Source organism: Thalassovita mangrovi (assembly GCF_009857745.1).
In the GTDB taxonomy this organism is placed as follows: domain Bacteria; phylum Pseudomonadota; class Alphaproteobacteria; order Rhodobacterales; family Rhodobacteraceae; genus Thalassobius; species Thalassobius mangrovi.
The window spans coordinates 580685-598683 of sequence record NZ_WWEN01000002.1; the positions used below are offsets into that span (position 1 = coordinate 580685).

15 protein-coding genes are annotated in these 17999 nt (G+C 64.5%); 11 read left to right on the forward strand and 4 right to left on the reverse strand.

The window, feature by feature from the left end; genetic code table 11:
- The first annotated feature begins 70 nt into the window (after positions 1-70).
- The 8 genes from pepN to GR167_RS04590 all read left to right on the forward strand — a co-directional run bounded on the left by pepN (position 71) and on the right by GR167_RS04590 (position 9225).
- The gene (gene pepN / locus GR167_RS04555; protein WP_160972249.1) at positions 71-2623 is read left to right on the forward strand and encodes an aminopeptidase N; all 2553 of its coding nucleotides are present in this window, start codon (positions 71-73) and stop codon (positions 2621-2623) included.
- 99 nt (positions 2624-2722) lie between these two features.
- On the forward strand, positions 2723-3166 hold the full coding sequence (locus tag GR167_RS04560) for a hypothetical protein (protein ID WP_160972250.1): 444 nt from the start codon (positions 2723-2725) through the stop codon (positions 3164-3166).
- 30 nt (positions 3167-3196) lie between these two features.
- On the forward strand, positions 3197-3937 hold the full coding sequence (locus GR167_RS04565; RefSeq protein WP_160972251.1) for an SDR family oxidoreductase: 741 nt from the start codon (positions 3197-3199) through the stop codon (positions 3935-3937).
- A 282-nt stretch (positions 3938-4219) separates the two neighbouring features.
- Positions 4220-5437, forward strand: a complete 1218-nt coding sequence (locus GR167_RS04570; RefSeq protein ID WP_160972252.1) for a hypothetical protein — start codon at positions 4220-4222, stop codon at positions 5435-5437.
- A gap of 97 nt (positions 5438-5534) precedes the next feature.
- Positions 5535-7046, forward strand: coding sequence for an Asp-tRNA(Asn)/Glu-tRNA(Gln) amidotransferase subunit GatB (gene gatB, locus GR167_RS04575; protein WP_160972253.1), 1512 nt, complete (start codon positions 5535-5537; stop codon positions 7044-7046).
- A gap of 325 nt (positions 7047-7371) precedes the next feature.
- Positions 7372-7857, forward strand: coding sequence for a thioesterase family protein (locus tag GR167_RS04580; RefSeq protein ID WP_160972254.1), 486 nt, complete (start codon positions 7372-7374; stop codon positions 7855-7857).
- 71 nt (positions 7858-7928) lie between these two features.
- Complete coding sequence (locus tag GR167_RS20370) at positions 7929-8279, forward strand: DUF4177 domain-containing protein (protein ID WP_160972255.1); 351 nt, start codon at positions 7929-7931, stop codon at positions 8277-8279.
- A gap of 322 nt (positions 8280-8601) precedes the next feature.
- Entirely contained in the window at positions 8602-9225 is a 624-nt protein-coding gene (locus GR167_RS04590; RefSeq protein ID WP_160972256.1) for a J domain-containing protein, read from the forward strand.
- An 81-nt stretch (positions 9226-9306) separates the two neighbouring features.
- Here the strand turns inward: GR167_RS04590 and GR167_RS04595 are convergent, their stop codons facing one another.
- From GR167_RS04595 to GR167_RS04610, 4 genes are all read right to left on the reverse strand, one after another.
- Positions 9307-10089: an FAD binding domain-containing protein gene (locus tag GR167_RS04595; protein ID WP_160972257.1), complete on the reverse strand. Its 783-nt coding sequence runs from the start codon at positions 10087-10089 to the stop codon at positions 9307-9309.
- A gap of 52 nt (positions 10090-10141) precedes the next feature.
- Complete coding sequence (locus GR167_RS04600) at positions 10142-12517, reverse strand: xanthine dehydrogenase family protein molybdopterin-binding subunit (protein ID WP_160972258.1); 2376 nt, start codon at positions 12515-12517, stop codon at positions 10142-10144.
- Positions 12518-12618: 101 nt separating this feature from the next.
- The gene (locus GR167_RS04605; protein ID WP_160972259.1) at positions 12619-13104 is read right to left on the reverse strand and encodes a (2Fe-2S)-binding protein; all 486 of its coding nucleotides are present in this window, start codon (positions 13102-13104) and stop codon (positions 12619-12621) included.
- A 55-nt stretch (positions 13105-13159) separates the two neighbouring features.
- Positions 13160-13684 (reverse strand): SRPBCC family protein, encoded by a 525-nt coding sequence (locus GR167_RS04610; RefSeq protein WP_160972260.1) that lies wholly within the window; start codon positions 13682-13684, stop codon positions 13160-13162.
- Positions 13685-13862: 178 nt separating this feature from the next.
- Here GR167_RS04610 and GR167_RS04615 point away from each other — a divergent pair, with 178 nt between their 5' ends.
- From GR167_RS04615 to GR167_RS04625, 3 genes are read left to right on the forward strand one after another with little or no spacing between them, the layout of a single operon-like run.
- Positions 13863-14552 carry a response regulator transcription factor gene (locus GR167_RS04615; protein WP_160972261.1) on the forward strand — a complete coding sequence of 230 codons (690 nt, stop codon included), beginning with the start codon at positions 13863-13865 and terminating at the stop codon, positions 14550-14552.
- 42 nt (positions 14553-14594) lie between these two features.
- The gene (locus tag GR167_RS04620; RefSeq protein WP_160972262.1) at positions 14595-15764 is read left to right on the forward strand and encodes an FIST N-terminal domain-containing protein; all 1170 of its coding nucleotides are present in this window, start codon (positions 14595-14597) and stop codon (positions 15762-15764) included.
- A 4-nt stretch (positions 15765-15768) separates the two neighbouring features.
- Complete coding sequence (locus GR167_RS04625; protein ID WP_160972263.1) at positions 15769-17988, forward strand: hybrid sensor histidine kinase/response regulator; 2220 nt, start codon at positions 15769-15771, stop codon at positions 17986-17988.
- Positions 17989-17999 lie beyond the last annotated feature (11 nt).

The window sequence follows — 17999 nt, forward strand, 5'->3', positions numbered from 1 at the left end:
TCGGCTATTGCAGCCCCTGTCCCCTGCGCCTAACGTCTGCGGCAACACCCAAGAACAGGAGAGCCCCCGGATGAAAGACGCCGCCCCTCAGACCATTTTCCTGAAGGATTACACCCCGCCGGCCTATCTGGTGGACAGCGTGCATCTGACCTTCCGGCTGAGCCCCGAACATACCCGTGTGATCAGCCGCATCGCATTCCGCCCCAACCCCGATGCCCAGAGCAAGGACTTCTTCCTGCATGGTGAAAACCTGCGGCTGTTCTGGGCCAAGATTGACGGGCAGGAGGTCGAGCCGGAACAATCACTCGAAGGGCTGACCTGCGCCGTGCCCGACGCGCCGTTCACCTGGGAAGCCGAGGTGGAAATCAGCCCCATCAGCAACACCGCGCTGGAAGGGCTTTATATCTCGGGAGGTATGTATTGCACCCAGTGCGAGGCCGAGGGCTTCCGTAAGATCACCTATTACCCCGACCGCCCCGACGTGATGGCGACCTTCACCGTGCGGATCGAAAGCGACCTGCCCGTGCTGTTGTCCAACGGCAACCCGGTGGCTGAGGGCGAAGGTTTCGCCGAATGGCACGATCCCTGGCCGAAACCGGCCTACCTGTTCGCGCTGGTGGCGGGCGACCTGATCAACCACCCCGACAGGTTCACCACCAAGTCGGGCAAGGAGGTCGAGCTGAACATCTATGTCCGCCCCGGCGACGAAGACAAATGCGCCTTCGGGATGGAGGCGCTGAAGAAGTCGATGAAATGGGATGAAGACGTTTACGGGCGCGAATACGACCTCGACATCTTCAACATCGTCGCGGTGGACGATTTCAACATGGGCGCGATGGAAAACAAGGGGCTGAACGTCTTCAACAGCTCCTGCGTCCTGGCCTCGCCGGAAACCTCGACGGACGCCAATTTCGAACGGATCGAGGCGATCATCGCGCATGAATATTTCCACAACTGGACCGGCAACCGGATCACCTGCCGCGACTGGTTCCAGCTGTGCCTGAAGGAAGGGCTGACGGTTTACCGCGATTCACAGTTCACCTCGGACATGCGGTCGGCCCCGGTGAAGCGGATCGAGGATGTGATCGCCCTGCGCGGCCGCCAGTTCCGCGAAGACAACGGCCCGCTGGCCCACCCGGTGCGCCCCGCCAGCTTCGTCGAGATCAACAACTTCTACACCGCCACCGTCTATGAAAAGGGCGCCGAGCTGATCGGGATGCTGAAGACGTTGGTGGGCGACGCGGATTACGCCAAGGCGCTCGATCTCTATTTCGACCGCCACGACGGCGACGCCGCGACGATCGAGGATTGGCTGAAGGTGTTCGAGGATACCACCGGCCGCGACCTGTCGCAGTTCAAGCGCTGGTACGAACAGGCCGGTACCCCGCGCCTGTCGGTGTCCGAGGCCTATGAGGACGGCACCTATACGCTGACCTTCAAGCAGGACACGCCCCCCACCCCGGGGCAGGACCAGAAAGACCCGCGGGTGATCCCGATCGCGGTCGGGCTGCTCAATCCCAATGGCGACGAGGTGGTGCCGACCACCATCCTGGAAATGACCGAAGCCGAACAGAGCTTCCGCTTCGAAGGGCTGGCGGCCAAGCCGGTGCCGTCGATCCTGCGCGATTTCTCCGCCCCGGTGATCCTGCAGCGCGAGGTGAGCGACAGCGAACGCGCCTTCCTGCTGGCCCATGACACCGACCCGTTCAACAAGTGGGAAGCGGGCCGCGCGCTGGCGCGCTCGGGGCTGATCGCGATGATCCGCGACGGCGCGGCGCCCGATACCGGCTATCTGGACGCGCTGCAGGCGGTGGTGCGCGACGACACGCTCGACCCGGCGTTCCGGGCGCTGGCGATGGGCCTGCCCAGCCAGGACGACCTGGCGCAGACGCTGGTCGATCTAGGCGAGACCCCGGACCCGAAGGCGATCTGGCAGGCCGTCGAGGTACTGAAACAGGAGATGGCGCAGCATATGCAGGATCTGCTGCCGCGGATTTACGCGCAATATCAGGTCGATGACGCCTATCGCCCCGATGCGGACCAATCCGGCGCCCGCGCGCTGGCCAATGCCGCTCTGGCGCTGATTTCGCGGATGGATGGCGGCGTGCAGGCGCAGGCGCAATATGACGCCGCCGACAACATGACCCAGCAGCTGGCCGCGCTTGGCTGCCTGATCGCCGCCGGCAAGGGCGATGCGGCGGTGCAGGCCTTCTATCAGCAATGGAAACACGACCGGCTGGTGATCGACAAATGGTTCAGCCTGCAGATCATGCAGGCCGATCCCGACCGCGCCGTGGACACTGCCCGCGCGCTGACCGGGCATCCCGACTTCGCGATGAAGAACCCCAACCGGTTCCGCGCCACGCTGGGCGCGCTGGCTGGGCATCCGGCCGGGTTCCACCATGCCAGCGGCGCGGGATATGCGCTGTTGACCGACTGGTTGCTGAAGCTCGATCCGGTCAACCCGCAGACCACCGCGCGCATGTGTTCGGCCTTCGAGACCTGGAAACGCTACGACAGGGCCCGGCAAGCCATGATCCTGGCCCAGCTGGACCGGATTCTGGCGCAGCAGGGCCTGAGCCGCGACACGACGGAAATGGTGACCCGCATCCGCAACGCCTGATCCGCCGCCACGGCCACAAACCGCCGACCGCCGGGGCAGCCCGGCGGCGGGGTAAACTCTGCCCGCATATTGGCGTATTATGTTAATAGGGTGGAAATTATGTTGCGTATCGCGGAATATCACTTCGACGGGCTGGACCCGCTGCAATGGGCGAAAATGTTCGCCTTGGCAGTGCTTTGGGTCTTGCTGTTCGTCACCGCCCGCCACCTGTCGGCTGCCGAAGGGGTCGCGATGGTGTCCTTGGTGTCCTTCTTCACCGCCCTGGTCTGGCGCGGCATCGTCAGCAGCACCCAGTCGGGATGCTGGCTGACCAGCACGCATTTCCACATCTATTACGGCGACAAGCACTGGTCCTTCCCGCTGTCGGGGATCGTCGCGATCAGCGGCCGCAGCGGGCCGTTGTCGCTCACCCCGCCCCATCTGGAACTGACCGGCGGCCGCAAGCTGCGCCTGCCGCTCACCGCCCTGCCCCCGACGCGGCGATTGCGGCTCTGGTTCGCCGACAGCGCGATCCGGGTTGACGCCCTGCACAAGGCCGCCTGATACTTCCGCCCGGCAATGAGGGCGACACAGATGAACCTTTCCCGAACCATCCTGATCACCGGCGGCAGCGCCGGCATCGGCGCGGCCTGCGCCCGACTTGCCGCCGGGTACGGCGCCGACGTGATCCTTACCTACAATTCCGATCGCGACGGGGCCAAGGCGGTCGCGGCGGATGTCCGAAGCGCGGGCCGCAGCGCGCAGATCGTGCAATGCGACGTGTCCGATCCGGCCCAGGTCGAGGCGCTGTTCGCCGCCATCCCGGGCGATACCGCGCTCGACCTGATCAACAACGCAGGCATCGTCGCGCCCAAGGCCGCGGTCACCGAAATGTCGCCCGAACGGCTGACACAGATGTTCGGCGTCAACGTGATCGGCGCCTTCCTGGTGGCGAAACAGGCGGTGCTGCACATGCGCCGGGCCGGCAAGCCCGGCAATATCGTCAACGTCTCCTCTACCGCCGCGCGGCTGGGATCGGCCAACCAATATGTCGATTACGCCGCCAGCAAGGCCGCGATCGACACCTTCACCCAAGGTCTGGCCGATGAGGTTGCCGCCGAAGGCATCCGGGTGAACGCGGTGCGCCCCGGGCTGATCGAAACCGACATCCACGCCAAGGGCGGCGAACCCGACCGGCTGGAACGGCTGGTCCACATGGTGCCGATGCAGCGCGCCGGCCGCCCCGAGGAAGTCGCCGAGGCGATTCTGTGGCTGCTGTCGGACAAGGCTTCTTATATCACCCGCACCATCGTCGATGTGTCGGCTGGCCGTTGACGCGCGTCAATCTTCCGACGAAATCCGGCTGATTGCGAAACAATCGCGGCGGGGCTGCCGGTTTTGTCCCTAAATGCCCGGATGATCAGGACAAAGGGGACAGATTTGATCCCCCAATCACCGCGTCCGTGCCACTTTTCGGCCTGAAATCAGCGTCATCTTGAAGGGAACCAAAGAAACAGATCCCGAAACCGAGACGCGATGCCCCTGAACACCCAGATCCCCCAACACATCCGCAAACTGGCGCAGATCTCCGATCGGGCGCGGTCCCTGACGGGTCGATTGAAACCGGCACCGAAGGGCGGGAAACGGGCGGTTCGGCAATCGGTGGCGCAGCCGCTGCCCACCGACGCGCTGGATATTCCGGTCTGCGACATCAGCCTGGAACAGGCCGACCGCAGCGCGCTGGAACAGCGCGGCCAGTTCCTGGCGCGCCAGGACATGTGGGAAGAACTGGGTCAGGAAATCCGCGATTACGACCGGTCGCGCGCGGTGACCGCGGGCGGCATGTCCAAGGCCGACCTGCTGGTGCTTGGCGCGCGCAGCGATGTGACCGCCCCGGTGCTGGCCGCCTTCGCCGATCCCGCGCTGATGCCGCAGCACGCCCCGCGCCACGGGCTGCGCGATCTGGAAATCGTTCTCGAAGACCACCCCGGCGACTACGGCGTCGCCCTGGTGGTGATCAACGCCTATATCGACATCGCCTGGGCCTGGCGCGGCGAGGGTTGGATTTCCGACCTGCCCTCAAGGCAGCGGCGCGAATTCGAAACCCGGATGCGGCGGGCGGCGGAAATACTCGACCACTTCAACCCGTTCGAACATGACAGCCCGGCGCTGGCCGCCACCCGCTGCGCGCTGCTGGCCGTGCAGGCCGCCGCCGATCAGCGCATCGCCGATGATTACGAGGACCTGATCGAACTCGATCCGGCCAATCCCCGCCATATGCGCGCCTTCGGCAATCACCTGCTGCCGCGCTGGTTCGGCAGCTATCAGCAGCTGGAAATCGGCGCCCGCCGCAGCGCCATCCTGACCCGCGACATCTGGGGCATGGGCGGCTATGCCTGGACCTATCTCGACGCGCTGTCGGTCGATCCCAGGGCGATCGAGATGCTGGATGTCGATTTCTTCACCGACGCGATGCGCGACATTCTGCAGCGCCGCCCCGACCAGCATATCGTCAACAGCTTCGCCGCCTTCTGCGCGGTGACGCTGCAGCAGGAGCGGTTCCAGACACCCGCACACGCCGAGGCCGCCGCCGCCATCGCCCGCGCCTTCGACTGGATCCTGCGCGACCACCTGCGCGAAGTGCATCCGATGATCTGGGCCATGGCCAACGAGGACCCCACCCGCGCCTCCGGCCCTGCCGCCCTGGACAGCATCGCCCGCGACGGCGAAAAGCGCGCCCTGCACCGCATTGCCAGCCATTTCGCCGCCGATATCCGCCAGGGCGCCCGCATCGTGTTCGACGAAAGCGGCCCGATGGTGATTTCGCCGCGCTAATCGCCTCAGACGGGCGCGAAACCCGCCTGCCCTCTTGCCCCCTCCGCGCCCCTGTCCTAGAAGGCGGTTTGAACCCCGTGACTAAAGGACGGACGCGATGTTGGACCTGACCTATGAGACCCCCAAGCCCAAGGTGATCGCCGGGGCGAAGCATGACTGGGAACTTGTGATCGGCATGGAGGTCCATGCCCAGGTCAGCTCCAAGGCGAAACTGTTCTCCGGCGCCTCGACCAAATTCGGCGCCGAGCCCAATTCCAACGTGTCCTTCGTCGACGCCGCGATGCCCGGCATGTTGCCGGTGATCAACGAATTCTGTGTCGAACAGGCGGTGCGCACCGGGCTGGGCCTGAAGGCCGAAATTCACCTGTGGTCCGCCTTCGACCGGAAAAACTATTTCTACCCCGACCTGCCGCAGGGCTATCAGATCAGCCAGCTCTACCACCCGATCGTGGGCGAAGGTGAAATCCTCGTCGACATGGGGCCGGGAGTAGCGCGCAAGGTACGCATCGAACGCATCCACCTGGAACAGGATGCCGGCAAGTCGATCCACGACATGGACCCGAACATGTCCTTTGTCGATCTCAACCGGACCGGCGTGGCGCTGATGGAAATCGTCAGCCGCCCCGACATCCGCGGCCCCGAGGAAGCGGCGGCCTATGTCACCAAGATGCGCCAGATCCTGCGCTACCTGGGCACCTGCGACGGCAACATGCAAAACGGCAACCTGCGCGCCGACGTGAACGTGTCGATCTGCCGCCCCGGCGCTTACGAGAAATACCAGGAAACCCAGGATTTCTCGCATCTGGGCACCCGCTGCGAAATCAAGAACATGAACTCGATGCGCTTCATCCAGGCCGCGATCGAGGTCGAAGCGCGCCGCCAGATCGCCATTGTCGAGGCCGGCGGCGAGGTCGAACAGGAAACCCGGCTCTATGACCCGGACAAGAACGAAACCCGTTCGATGCGCTCGAAGGAAGAGGCGCACGATTACCGCTACTTCCCCTGCCCCGACCTGCTGCCGCTGGAAATCGAACAGGGTTGGGTCGACGATATCGCCAAGTCGCTGCCGGAACTGCCGGATCAGAAGAAGGCGCGTTTCGTGGGCGATTTCGGCCTGTCCGAATACGACGCCTCGGTTCTGACCGCGGAAGTGGAAGCGGCCGATTACTTCGAGCAAGTCGCCGAAGGCCGCGATGGCAAGATGGCCGCGAACTGGGTGATCAACGAACTGTTCGGCCGTCTGAAAAAGGACGATACCGAGATCGCAGACAGCCCGGTCAGCCCCGAACAGCTGGGCAAGATCATCGGTCTGATCGGCTCGGACGCGATTTCCGGCAAGATCGCCAAGGACCTGTTCGAGATCGTCTATACCGAGGGCGGCGATCCCGAGAAGATCGTGGAAGAGCGCGGCATGAAACAGGTCACCGACACCGGCGCCATCGAAGCGGCGGTGGACGAGGTGATCGCCGCCAACCCCGCCCAGGTCGAAAAGGCCAAGCAGAACCCGAAACTGGCGGGCTGGTTCGTCGGCCAGGTGATGAAATCCACCGGCGGCAAGGCCAACCCGAAGGCGGTGAACGACTTGGTGGCGCAGAAGCTCGGCCTGTAATCAAGCGGTGCGCCCTTTCAGGGCGCGCTGGTTGAGCTTTGCCCCAGGGGCAAAGCGGTGCGGGGGCGCTGCCCCCGGCGCCCGTGCCGGGCGACTCCCCCGGAGTATTTGGACCAAGAAGAAGACCGAAGAACGCCATTTCTTCTTGGCGCAAATACTCCCGCCGGAGGCGAACCCGAAAGAAAATGCCCGAAGGGATTTTCTTGAGATATAAGGCGCGCCCGGAACGGGCGCACAATCTGACAACGGGATTTCCCTTTGCGCCGCAAGCGGCAAAGCGTCTAGGGTCGGCGGCGGAAATGCACGATTGAAGGATTGCCGAGAGATGACGACCGCCACGCCCTTCATGTCCTCCGACATGGAAGTCCTGCCCGAATGGATCGATTATAACGGCCACCTGAACATGGCCTATTACAACGTACTGTTCGATCACGGCGCCGATCAGGCTTTCGAACTGATGGGCTTCGGCCCCGATTACGCCGCCAAACGCAAGATGACCACCTATACGGCGGAATTTCATGTCCGCTATCTGCGCGAAGTGCATCAGGGCGACAAGGTGCGGGTCGCGTTCCAGCTGCTCGATGCCGACGAGAAGCGGTTCCATTTCTGCCAGTGGCTCTATCACGAAGACGGCTGGCTGTCGGCCACCGGCGAGGGGCTGGGGCTGCATATCGACATGTCGGGGCCGCGCGTCGCCCCCTATCCGCCGGACGTGGCCGAAAAGGTGATGGCGCTGAAACAGGCCCATGCCGGGCTGCCGAAGCCCGATTTCGTCGGTCAGCCGATCGGTATCCGGCGCAAGGACGGCTGAGCGGCGAGAGGCGTTTGAAGCGGGGGCCTCGCGCTGCTAGGCTGCACGGGATTTCAAGGACGGATTTCACGATGACGATCTATGAGTACAAGGTTCTGCCCGCCCCTGCCAAGGGCGCCAGGGCGCGCGGCGTGAAAGGCCCCGGCGCGCGGCTGGCGCATGGGTTTGAGACCCTGCTGAACGACATGGCCCGCGACGGCTGGGAATTCCAGCGCGCCGAAACCCTGCCCAGCGAGGAACGCCAGGGCCTGACCCATTCCAGCACCGGTTTCCGCACCTTCCTGGTGTTCCGCCGCCCCCGGCCCGGCGATATCGCGGAGTTCGATCCGCGACCGGCCGATCTAAACGAAACACCAACCGACGACGACCCGGACAACCCGGACGAGCAGGATACCGGCGAAGACGACACCGGGAAAGAATAGCCGCGGCACCACCCCGGTTTCGGCCAGACTGCCGCAGCGGGCTTGCAGAGCGCCCTTCGGCTTCCTACCTGTATCACCGGCATTGACCACCAGGGCCCCGGATCGACCAATCGGTTCCGCGCCCAGAGCCCCGTCAAGGGGCCCGGTTTCGGCGCGGCTGCGATGAATTTCGCTTTCATCCGGCACGGTTAAAACGCAACACGAAAACGCAAAGCGCAAACCCGCGGCGATCCGCGATTTTCTGCTCATTTTCAGTCATGCCCCCTTCAATCTGGGGACAGATGGTCTAAACTCCACGGTCCGAGTCGAATAGGTGATCCAAATGGAAAAATCAGACCCCTTCGGGTTCGACATGTCGGTTAAGTCCGCCAAGAAGAAAAATCCGCGCGGCCGGCGCGGCATGTCTGGCGCGACCGAGACCTCGACCCGCCTTTGCGAGCATGAAGGATGTCAGGAGGCCGGCAAGTACCGCGCGCCCAAGGCGCCCGACGTGCTGGATGAATTCCGCTGGTTCTGCAAGGACCACGTGCGCGAATATAACCAGAAATGGAGCTTCTTCGACGGCAAGACCGAAGCGGAGATGAACGCGCAGCATTCCAAGGACAAGGTCTGGGAACGCGAAACCAAGCGGATGGACGACCCCGAGGCCCGCGCCTGGGCACGGCTGGGGATCGAGGATCCGCATCAAGTGCTGGGTGGCAACGCGACGCAGAATCCGGGCAAGTCGGGTGGCGCGGGTCGCCGCCTGCCGCCGACCGAACAACGGGCGGTCGATATCCTCGAAGCCGAGGTACATTGGGACAAAGCGGCGATCCGCAAGGCCTACAAGAAGCTGATCAAGGTGCTGCACCCCGACATGAACGGCGGCGACCGCAGCCAGGAAGAACAGCTGCAGGAAGTCATGTGGGCCTGGGACCAGATCAAGGACAGCCGCAACTTCAAGTGACGGCCCGGCCCGGCACAGAGATCACCGAAAAGAAAAGGCGCCCCGACGGGCGCCTTTCCTGTTTTCGGAATATGGCGCGGATCAGGCCGCGGCGACGGCCCGCTTGGTCAGCGTCTTGATCAGGCTGGCGCGGTATTGCGGCGTACCGTGCAGGTCACTGATCAGCCCGTCTGCGGATGCGGTCAGCCCGTCCACCGCCTCGGGGGTGAAATTGGCCGACAGCGCCTCTTCCGCCTCGGTCCAGCGGAACACGCCCTCTTCCGACGCGCCGGTCACCGCGACGCGCACGCCGTCGGCGGTCTTGGCCACGAAGACACCCGTGAGCGCGAAACGCGAGGCGGGCTGTTCGAACTTCTGGTAATTGGCCTTTTCCGGGATCGGGAATTTTACCGCGGTGATGATTTCGCCTTCCTCCAGCGCTGTGGTGAACACCCCGTCGAAGAAATCGTCCGCCGCGATTTCGCGCGCGTTGGTCACCACGGTCGCCCCGGTGCCCAGAACCGCAGAGGGGTAGCAGGCCGAGGGGTCGTTATTGGCCAGCGACCCGCCGATGGTGCCGCGATTGCGCACCGCCGGATCGCCGATGCCGCCCGCCAGCGCCGCCAGCGCCGGATAGGCCGTGGCCTCCGCCGCGACGGTGGCGTGGGTGGTGGCCGCGCCGATGGTCAGGGTACCGCCGTCAACCGACACGCCCTTGAGCGCGTCGATCCCGGTCAGGCTGACCAGTTTCGCCGGCGCGTTCAGCCGCTGTTTCATCGACGGGATCAGTGTCTGACCGCCGCTCAGCGGCAGGGTATCTTCGGCCTGAAGCGCCGCAACGGCGGCCTCCACGCTGGCCGGTTGTTCGAAATCGAAATTATACATCCTTGTTCCTCCTGCGAGGGTGCGGGGACCAAGCCCCGCCCCGAGGTTGATATCATTTCACCGACTGGATCGCGTTCCAGACGCGCGACGGGCTGAGCGGCATGTCGATATGTTCGACAGGATAGCCGCCCCGATGCAGCGCGTCGATCACCGCGTTGACCAGCGCCGGCGGCGATCCGATCGCGCCCGCCTCGCCGCATCCCTTCACCCCGAGCGGATTGTGGGTGCACGGTGTCTGGCAGGAATGATCGACGCCGAAGCTGGGCACGTCCGCGGCGCGCGGCATCGCGTAATCCATGAAGGACCCGCTCAGCAACTGGCCGTTTTCGTCATAAGCCGCGTGTTCCAGCATCGCCTGTCCGATCCCCTGCGCCACGCCGCCATGGACCTGGCCTTCGACGATCATCGGGTTGATCACGTTGCCGAAATCGTCCGCCGCGTTGAAGCTCAGGATGTCGATCGCGCCGGTATCGGGGTCCACTTCCACTTCGCAGAAATAGGCGCCCGACGGGTAGGTGAAGTTCGACGGGTCGTAGAACGCCGTTTCCTCCAGCCCCGGTTCCAGGTCTTCCAGCGGGTAGTTGTGCGGCACGTAGGCGGCCAGGCAGACATCGCCCCAGGCCACCGATTTGTCGGTGCCCGCCACCGAGAACTGACCGTCGGCCAGTTCGATATCGGCCTCCGAGGCCTCCATCAGGTGGGCGGCGATCTTCTTGGCCTTGTTGATCACCTTTTCCGCCGCCTTGAACATGGCCGAACCGCCGACCGCGATGGACCGCGATCCGTAGGTGCCCATGCCCATCGGCGTTTTCGAGGTGTCGCCATGCACGATATCGACCTGGGATTCGTCGATGCCGATCATTTCCGCGATCACTTGCGGGAAGGTGGTTTCGTGCCCCTGACCGTGGCTGTGCGACCCGGTCAGCACGGAAATCGACCCGGTGGCATTGACCCGCACCGTGGCGCTTTCGTAAAGCCCCGCGCGCGCGCCCAGCTGGCCCACCAGGTTCGACGGCGCGATGCCGCAGGCCTCGATGTAATGGGCAAGCCCGATGCCGCGCAGCTTGCCGCGCGCCTTGCTTTCCGCCGCGCGGGCTTCGAAGTTGGCGTAATCGACCATCTTCAGCCCGGTATCGAGCGTGGCGTGGTAATTGCCGGTGTCGTAGCTCACCGCGACCGGAGTGTCATAGGGGAACTGTTCGGGCTTGATGAAGTTCTGCCGCCGCAGTTCCGCCGGGTCTACGCCCAACTCGCGCGCCGCCTTGTCGACCACCCGTTCCAGCTGGAACGTGGCTTCGGGCCGGCCGGCGCCGCGATAGGCATCCACCGGCACGGTGTTGGTGAACACCGCCTTGACGTTCACGTAGATCAGCGGCGTTGTGTAGTTGCCCGCCATCAGCGTCCCGTGCAGCCAAGTCGGAACCGAGGGCGCGAAGGTCGACAGATAGGCGCCCATGTTGGCATGGGTGTCGGTGCGCAGCGCGACGAAATTGTTGTCGGCATCCAGCGCCAGTTCGATCTTGGTCACGTGATCGCGGCCATGGGCGTCGGAAATGAACGCCTCAGAGCGGCTGGCGGTCCATTTCACCGGGCGGTTCACCACCTTGGCGGCGAAGGTGACGAAGGCTTCTTCGGCGTAATGGAAGATCTTGGTGCCGAAGCCGCCGCCCACATCGGGCGCCACCACCCGCAGCTTGTGTTCGGGAATGCCCAGCACGAAGGCGCCCATCAGCAGGCGGATCACATGCGGGTTCTGCGAGGTGGTGTAGAGCGTGTGTTCGTCCGTGCCGCGGCTGTAATCGCCGATTGCGACGCGCGGTTCCATCGGGTTGGCGACCAGACGGTTGTTGGTCAGCTCCAGCGTGGTGACATGGGCGGCGTTCTTGATCGCCTCATCCACCGCGTCCTTGTTTTCCTCGACGAAACCCCAGTCGTAGCAGAGGTTCGAGGTCAGATCGTCGTGCACCTTGGGCGCGCCCGCGGCCAGCGCCGCCTTCATGTCGACCACCGCGGGCAGTTCGTCGATATCCACGACAATCGCCTCGGCCGCGTCGCGCGCGATTTCCGGCGTTTCGGCCACCACGGCGGCAATCGGATCGCCCACGTGGCGCACCTTGCCCTCGGCCAGGATCGGGTGCTTGGGTTCCTGCATCGCTTCGCCGAACCGGTCGGTCACCTGCCAGCCGCAGGGCAGCCCGCCTACCGCTTCGAAATCCTTGGCGGTAAAGACCTTCAGCACGCCCTCCATCGCCTCGGCTGCCGAGGCGTCGATGCTGTTGATCGTCCCGTGCGCCACGTCCGAGCGCAGGAAATGGACATAAGCCTGTCCGTGGATGTTGATGTCGTCGGTGTAATTTCCGGCCCCGGTCAGGAACCGTATGTCTTCGCGCCGCTTCGGGCTGGCGCCGATGCCATGATCTTTCGGCATTTCAAATCCTCCCTGTGATCGGGTCCGGGTCCTCCCCCGGCCCTTTCATCTCATCGTTCTGAAATTACTTTATCCCCCGCGCGACACCCGCGCGGCGGCGATCATTCCGCGGCCACCGCCGGCACGTCCTGACCGCTGGCGGCCATGATCGCGCGAACGATGTTGTGATAGCCGGTGCAGCGGCAGATATTGCCTTCGAGGTAATTGCGGATCTCGGCCTCGGTCGGCTTGGGGTTTTCCTTCAGCAGCGCCGCCGCCGACATCACCATGCCCGGGGTGCAGAAACCGCATTGCAGCCCGTGGTAATCCTGGAACGCCTGCTGGATCGTATTCAGCGACCCGTCGGCGCCCGCCTGGCCCTCGATGGTCGCCACATCGGCGCCCGCCGCTTCCTGCGCGAACATGGTGCAGGATTTCACCGCCTTGCCGTTCACATGCACCACGCAGGCCCCGCATTGCGAGGTATCGCAGCCGACATGGGTCCCGGTCAGGCCAAGGTTTTCGCGCAGGAATGTCGAAAGCAGCGTGCGCCCCTCGACATCGCCCGAAACCTCGCGGCCGTTCACTGTCATTTTCACTTCTGTCATCGTGCCCTCCCTAAGCCGATAAACGTCGCTAATTCATCGTTAAAACAAACTGGGGTCATCCCCCGAAAACCTTCTTCACCCAGCCCTTTTTCTGTTCGCCTTCCGGGGCCTCATCAGAGGCCTCTTCCGGCTCTGCCGGGCCTTCCACGGTGGTCTGGAACCGCTCGAAGAACTGGTCCGCCATCTTGCGCGCCACCCCGTCGATGATCCGGCTGCCCAGCTGCGCCAGCTTGCCGCCGACCTTGGCGTCGACCTCGTAGCTCAGCTTGGTGCCGCCCTCGGGCAGGTCTTCCAGCGTGACCTTGGCGCCGCCCTTGGCAAAACCGGCCGCGCCGCCCTTGCCTTCGCCGCTCAGGGTCAGGCTTTCGCCCTCGACGATATCCGACAGGCTGACCGCGCCCTTAAAGGTGGCCTTCACCGGGCCGACCTTCTGGGTCACGGTGGCTTCGAACCCGTCCTCGGGCGATCCGGTCATTTCCTGGCAGCCCGGAACGCATTCCTTCAGCACATCCGCCGACAACAAAGCGGCCCAGACGGTTTGCCGGTCCGCAGCTATTTCGCGGGAATCAGTCATTTGCATCTGTTGGCCCTCCTGCTGTTTTAAAATCCTAGGCGCATTCGAGGCGCCTTTGCTATTCGACTATCGGCGTAGACCGGCGATTGCGCAAGCATCCTCGCATACGACTTTCGACCACTTTCCCGTGACCCGTGGGATTGCTAGTCTGGCAGGCAGTTCCGTTCCGCCAGAAGGGGAAGCCATGCCAGACAGCGCCGCGCCCTGCCCGCCCGCCGAATTCAAATCGGCGCTGGTCGTCGACGATCATCCGCTGTTCTGCGACGCGCTGGCGATGACGCTGCAAGCGGTGACCGGCACCGCCGATATCCGCGCCACCGCGAACCTGCAGGCGGCGCTGGACGAGATTGCCAAGAACGGCAGCCCCGATATCGTCGTGCTGGACCTGAACCTGCCCGACGTGAACGGGTTCGACGGGCTGATCCGGCTGAAGACCGCGACGCGGGCGCCGGTGATCGTGGTGTCCTCGATGAGCGACGCGCGCGTCATCAGCTCGGCCATCAAGGCGGGGGCTGCGGGCTTCGTGCCCAAGCACAGCCAGCGCGACGTTTTCGCCGCCGCCTTCGGTGCGATCCGGCGCGGCGCGGTCTATATTCCCGACGGTTACGACCTGCTGGACGATGACGCCGATATTGGCCGCGAAGACGCCAGCGCGCGGCTGGCCACGCTGACCAACCAGCAGGCGCGCATCCTGCAGCTGATCTGCGAGGGCAAGCTGAACAAGCAGATCGCCTTCGACCTGTCGATCGCCGAAACCACCGTGAAGGCGCATGTCACCGCGATCATGCGCAAGCTGGGGGTGCAAAGCCGCACCCAGGCGGTTCTGATCGCCAAGGAAACGAGCTTCAGCGCGATCTTGCAAGAGGGCGGCTAACCGGCAACAATCGGTGCCGGAGGAAACAAGGGAGGAACCAGGATGGACCAGTTCGCGGGTCCGTCGCATGCGGTGCGCTGCGCACCCGAAATCATGCGCACCGCCAGCGTTGCCTGCACCGCCCACGATCCCGTCGCGCAGCTGTCCGAGGCGCTTGGCGACGTGGCCTTCGACCTTGTTCTGCTGTTCGTGTCGCCACAGGCCGATATCGAAAACGTGGCGGCGCGTTCGGCGCAGGTGTTCGGCGACAGCCTGGTGCTGGGCTGCACCACGGCGGGCGAGCTGAATTGCGACGGCTATTCCGAGGGCAATATCGTCGCCGTCGGCTTTCCCCGCGCGCAGTTCCGCGCCCGGATGCTGCTGGTCGAGGACTTGGACGGCTACGACCCGCAGGCGCTGATCGACCGGATGATCCAGGGCCGCAACGCGCTGCTGCGCGACGTGCCGGACTGGGATTACGAATTCAACTTCCTGATGATCGACGGGCTGTCGCGCTGCGAGGACAAGCTGACCGCCGATCTGGCGCTCGGCTTCGGGCCGGTACCCTTGTTCGGCGGATCGGCCGGGGATGGCGAAAGCTTCGAAACCACCTTCGTCATCGCCGAGGGCCGCGCGCTGCGCAACGCCGCCATCGTGGCACAAATCCGCACCCTTTGCCCGATCCGGGTGTTCAAGAGCGACCACCTGATCCCCACCGACCGGCGCATGGTGGTGACCGGCGCCGATCCCGACCGACGCATCGTGCATGAAATCAACGCCGAACCGGCGGCGCGCGAATATGCGCGGGTGCTGGGCAAGGATCCCGAACAGCTCGACACGTTCACTTTCGCCGCCCATCCGGTGGTGGTTCGGATCGGCGAACAGCATCACGTGCGCTCGATCCAGCGGGTGGCGGAAAACGGCGATCTGGTGTTCTTCTCGGCCATCGGCGAAGGGTTGGTGCTGTCGCTGGCCGAACCGATGGACATGGTGGGCCACCTGGAACGCGAAATCGAAGCCCTGTCCGAAAACGGCGCGCCCGATGCGATCCTCGCTTGCGATTGCCTGCTGCGCAAACTCGAAGCGGAACAGAAACAGGTCAAGGGCCAGCTGTCCGACATACTGGCGCGCAACCGCGTCGTGGGGTTTTCCACCTATGGTGAGCAGCTGAATTCGATGCATGTGAACCAGACGCTGACCGGGGTGGCGATCTATCCGCCCGAAAGGGGCTGAGCGCATGACCCACCCCCTGATCGACCCCAGCGATTCCATCGAGCGGCAGAACCAGAAACTGACCCGGATCGCCGAGGCGCTGATGCGCCGTGTCGAACAGGGTGGCGATGCGTCAGGCGCGGCCTATGCCCAGTTCCAGCGCGCCGTCATTCTGGAGGAAGAGGTCCGCGCACGCACCCGCGATCTGGGCCGAGCGCTGGAATTGCTCAACGATTCGAACGCCAAGCTGGCGCAAGCCAATCTGGAAACCGAAGCCGCCCGCGCCAACCTGACCAACGCGATCGAGACGGTGCAGGAAGGTTTCGCGCTGTTCAATTCGGACGAAAGGCTGGTCATGTGCAACAGCCGCTTCGGCATGCACATGCCCGATATCCGCGACCAGATGGTGCCGGGGCTGGCCTTCGCCGATTACATCCGGCTGGTCAGCCAGTCGAATTTCCTGTCGCTGGGCCAGGACGAAACGCCCGGTGACTGGGTCGCGCGGCGGATGGAGCGGCACAAAGACAGCCACGTCATCTTCAACGTCCGCATGATCTGGAACCGCTGGGTGCAGGTCAGCGAACACCGCACGCCCGATGGCGGCACCGTCATCCTGCAGACCGACGTGACCGACATCATGCGGCTGGAACGACGCGAACGCGACCGGATGCTGGACGATCAGGCGAAACTGATCCGTGCCACGCTGGAACATCTGGATCAGGGCGTGTGCATCTTCGACCAACAGGCAAGGCTGGTCGGCTGGAACGAACGCGCCAGCGAGCTCTTGTCGATCCCGCTGGGCCGATTCCGCATCGGCATCGGATTCAACATGCTGTTCGAACGGTTCCGCCACGAACTGGCCTTCGAGCCGGGTATGTCGGCGCAGGCGGTCGAGGACTGGGTCGAAAGCGAAAAGCGCCGCCGCCCGCTATCCTTCGAAGTCCTGCACCGCAATTCCAAGACCCTGACCGTGTCGGCGCAGGAAATGCCCGACAAGGGGTTCGTGTTTTCCTTCACCGATATCAGCGCCGAACGCGCCGCGGTGCAGGCCGTTTACGACGCCAACGAAAGGCTGGAACAGCGGGTGATCGACCGCACGCTGGAACTCGAAGACGCGCTGGCCGAGGCGGAACGGGCCAACGCGTCGAAATCCCGCTTCGTCGCGGCGGCCAGCCACGACCTGCTGCAACCGCTGTCTGCGGCCAAGCTCTATGTCGGATCGGTGGCGGCCGATCACCCCGACGATCAGGTACGCTCGGTTCTGGGCCGCGCCAATAACGCGTTGAGCAGCGTCGAGAATATCCTCGGCGCGCTGCTGGATATCTCGAAGCTGGATTCGGGCCGCGCCTCGGTCCATGTGGGCCAGGTGCCGCTCAGGCGGATGATGGCCCAGCTGCAGGATGAAATGGCGCCGCTGGCGCAGCAGAAGGGGCTGGATTTGCGCGTGGTCGCCTCATCGGCGGTGGTGGCCAGCGACGCGACCTATCTGCGCCGCATCCTGCAGAACCTGATGGCCAACGCGGTGCGCTATACGCAGACGGGCCGCATCCTGGTCGGCGCGCGGCACCTGAAAAACGCGGTGCGGATCGAGGTGCACGATACCGGCCCCGGCATCCCCGAGGATCAGCAGGACCTGATCTTCAACGAATTCCACCGCGTCGACAGCCCCGGCAGCGCCAGCGAAGGGCTGGGGCTGGGATTGGCCATCGTCGACCGCGCCTGCGCGCTGCTGCAGCACCCGCTGCAGGTCCGCTCCACCCCCGGGATGGGCACGATGTTTTCGGTCGAATTGCCGCTGGCCGCAACCGAACGCGACACCACCAACCCGGCGCGGCCGCCGCGGGTCACGCAGAGCGACAGCCTGAAGAACATGATCGTGCTGCTGGTGGAAAACGATGCGGAGCTGCGCAACGCGCTGAGCGTCGCTATGGAACGCTGGGACGTGACCGTGCTGGCCTGCGCCGATGAGGCCGGTGCGCGCGCGTTGATCGAGGAAATCGATGTCGCCCCCGATGCCATCGTCGCCGATTACCAGCTCGACAACGGGGTGCTGGGCACCGACCTGATCGCCGCACTGATCCGCGATCTTGGGCCGGTCCCCGCCTGCCTTGCCACCGCAACGCGTTCGGTCGAACTGGCGCAGCTTTGCCGCGACGCCGGGCTGCACCTGCTGCACAAGCCGATTGCGCCACGGGAATTGCGCGGCTTCCTGATGCGGTCGCTGCAGCGATCCGCGGCGCCCTGACAGCGCCTTTC

What these genes read in the sequence shown, in the direction of transcription:
- GR167_RS04625 (WP_160972263.1), top strand. Translation starts at nt 15,769, where the DNA reads ATGACCCACCCCCTGATCGACCCCAGCGATTCCATCGAGCGGCAGAAC.
- GR167_RS04590 (WP_160972256.1), top strand. Translation starts at nt 8,602, where the DNA reads ATGGAAAAATCAGACCCCTTCGGGTTCGACATGTCGGTTAAGTCCGCC.
- pepN (WP_160972249.1), top strand. Translation starts at nt 71, where the DNA reads ATGAAAGACGCCGCCCCTCAGACCATTTTCCTGAAGGATTACACCCCG.
- GR167_RS04600 (WP_160972258.1), bottom strand. Translation starts at nt 12,517, where the DNA reads ATGCCGAAAGATCATGGCATCGGCGCCAGCCCGAAGCGGCGCGAAGAC.
- GR167_RS04580 (WP_160972254.1), top strand. Translation starts at nt 7,372, where the DNA reads ATGACGACCGCCACGCCCTTCATGTCCTCCGACATGGAAGTCCTGCCC.
- GR167_RS04565 (WP_160972251.1), top strand. Translation starts at nt 3,197, where the DNA reads ATGAACCTTTCCCGAACCATCCTGATCACCGGCGGCAGCGCCGGCATC.
- gatB (WP_160972253.1), top strand. Translation starts at nt 5,535, where the DNA reads ATGTTGGACCTGACCTATGAGACCCCCAAGCCCAAGGTGATCGCCGGG.
- GR167_RS04615 (WP_160972261.1), top strand. Translation starts at nt 13,863, where the DNA reads ATGCCAGACAGCGCCGCGCCCTGCCCGCCCGCCGAATTCAAATCGGCG.
- GR167_RS04610 (WP_160972260.1), bottom strand. Translation starts at nt 13,684, where the DNA reads ATGCAAATGACTGATTCCCGCGAAATAGCTGCGGACCGGCAAACCGTC.
- GR167_RS04605 (WP_160972259.1), bottom strand. Translation starts at nt 13,104, where the DNA reads ATGACAGAAGTGAAAATGACAGTGAACGGCCGCGAGGTTTCGGGCGAT.
- GR167_RS04620 (WP_160972262.1), top strand. Translation starts at nt 14,595, where the DNA reads ATGGACCAGTTCGCGGGTCCGTCGCATGCGGTGCGCTGCGCACCCGAA.
- GR167_RS20370 (WP_160972255.1), top strand. Translation starts at nt 7,929, where the DNA reads ATGACGATCTATGAGTACAAGGTTCTGCCCGCCCCTGCCAAGGGCGCC.
- GR167_RS04595 (WP_160972257.1), bottom strand. Translation starts at nt 10,089, where the DNA reads ATGTATAATTTCGATTTCGAACAACCGGCCAGCGTGGAGGCCGCCGTT.
- GR167_RS04560 (WP_160972250.1), top strand. Translation starts at nt 2,723, where the DNA reads ATGTTGCGTATCGCGGAATATCACTTCGACGGGCTGGACCCGCTGCAA.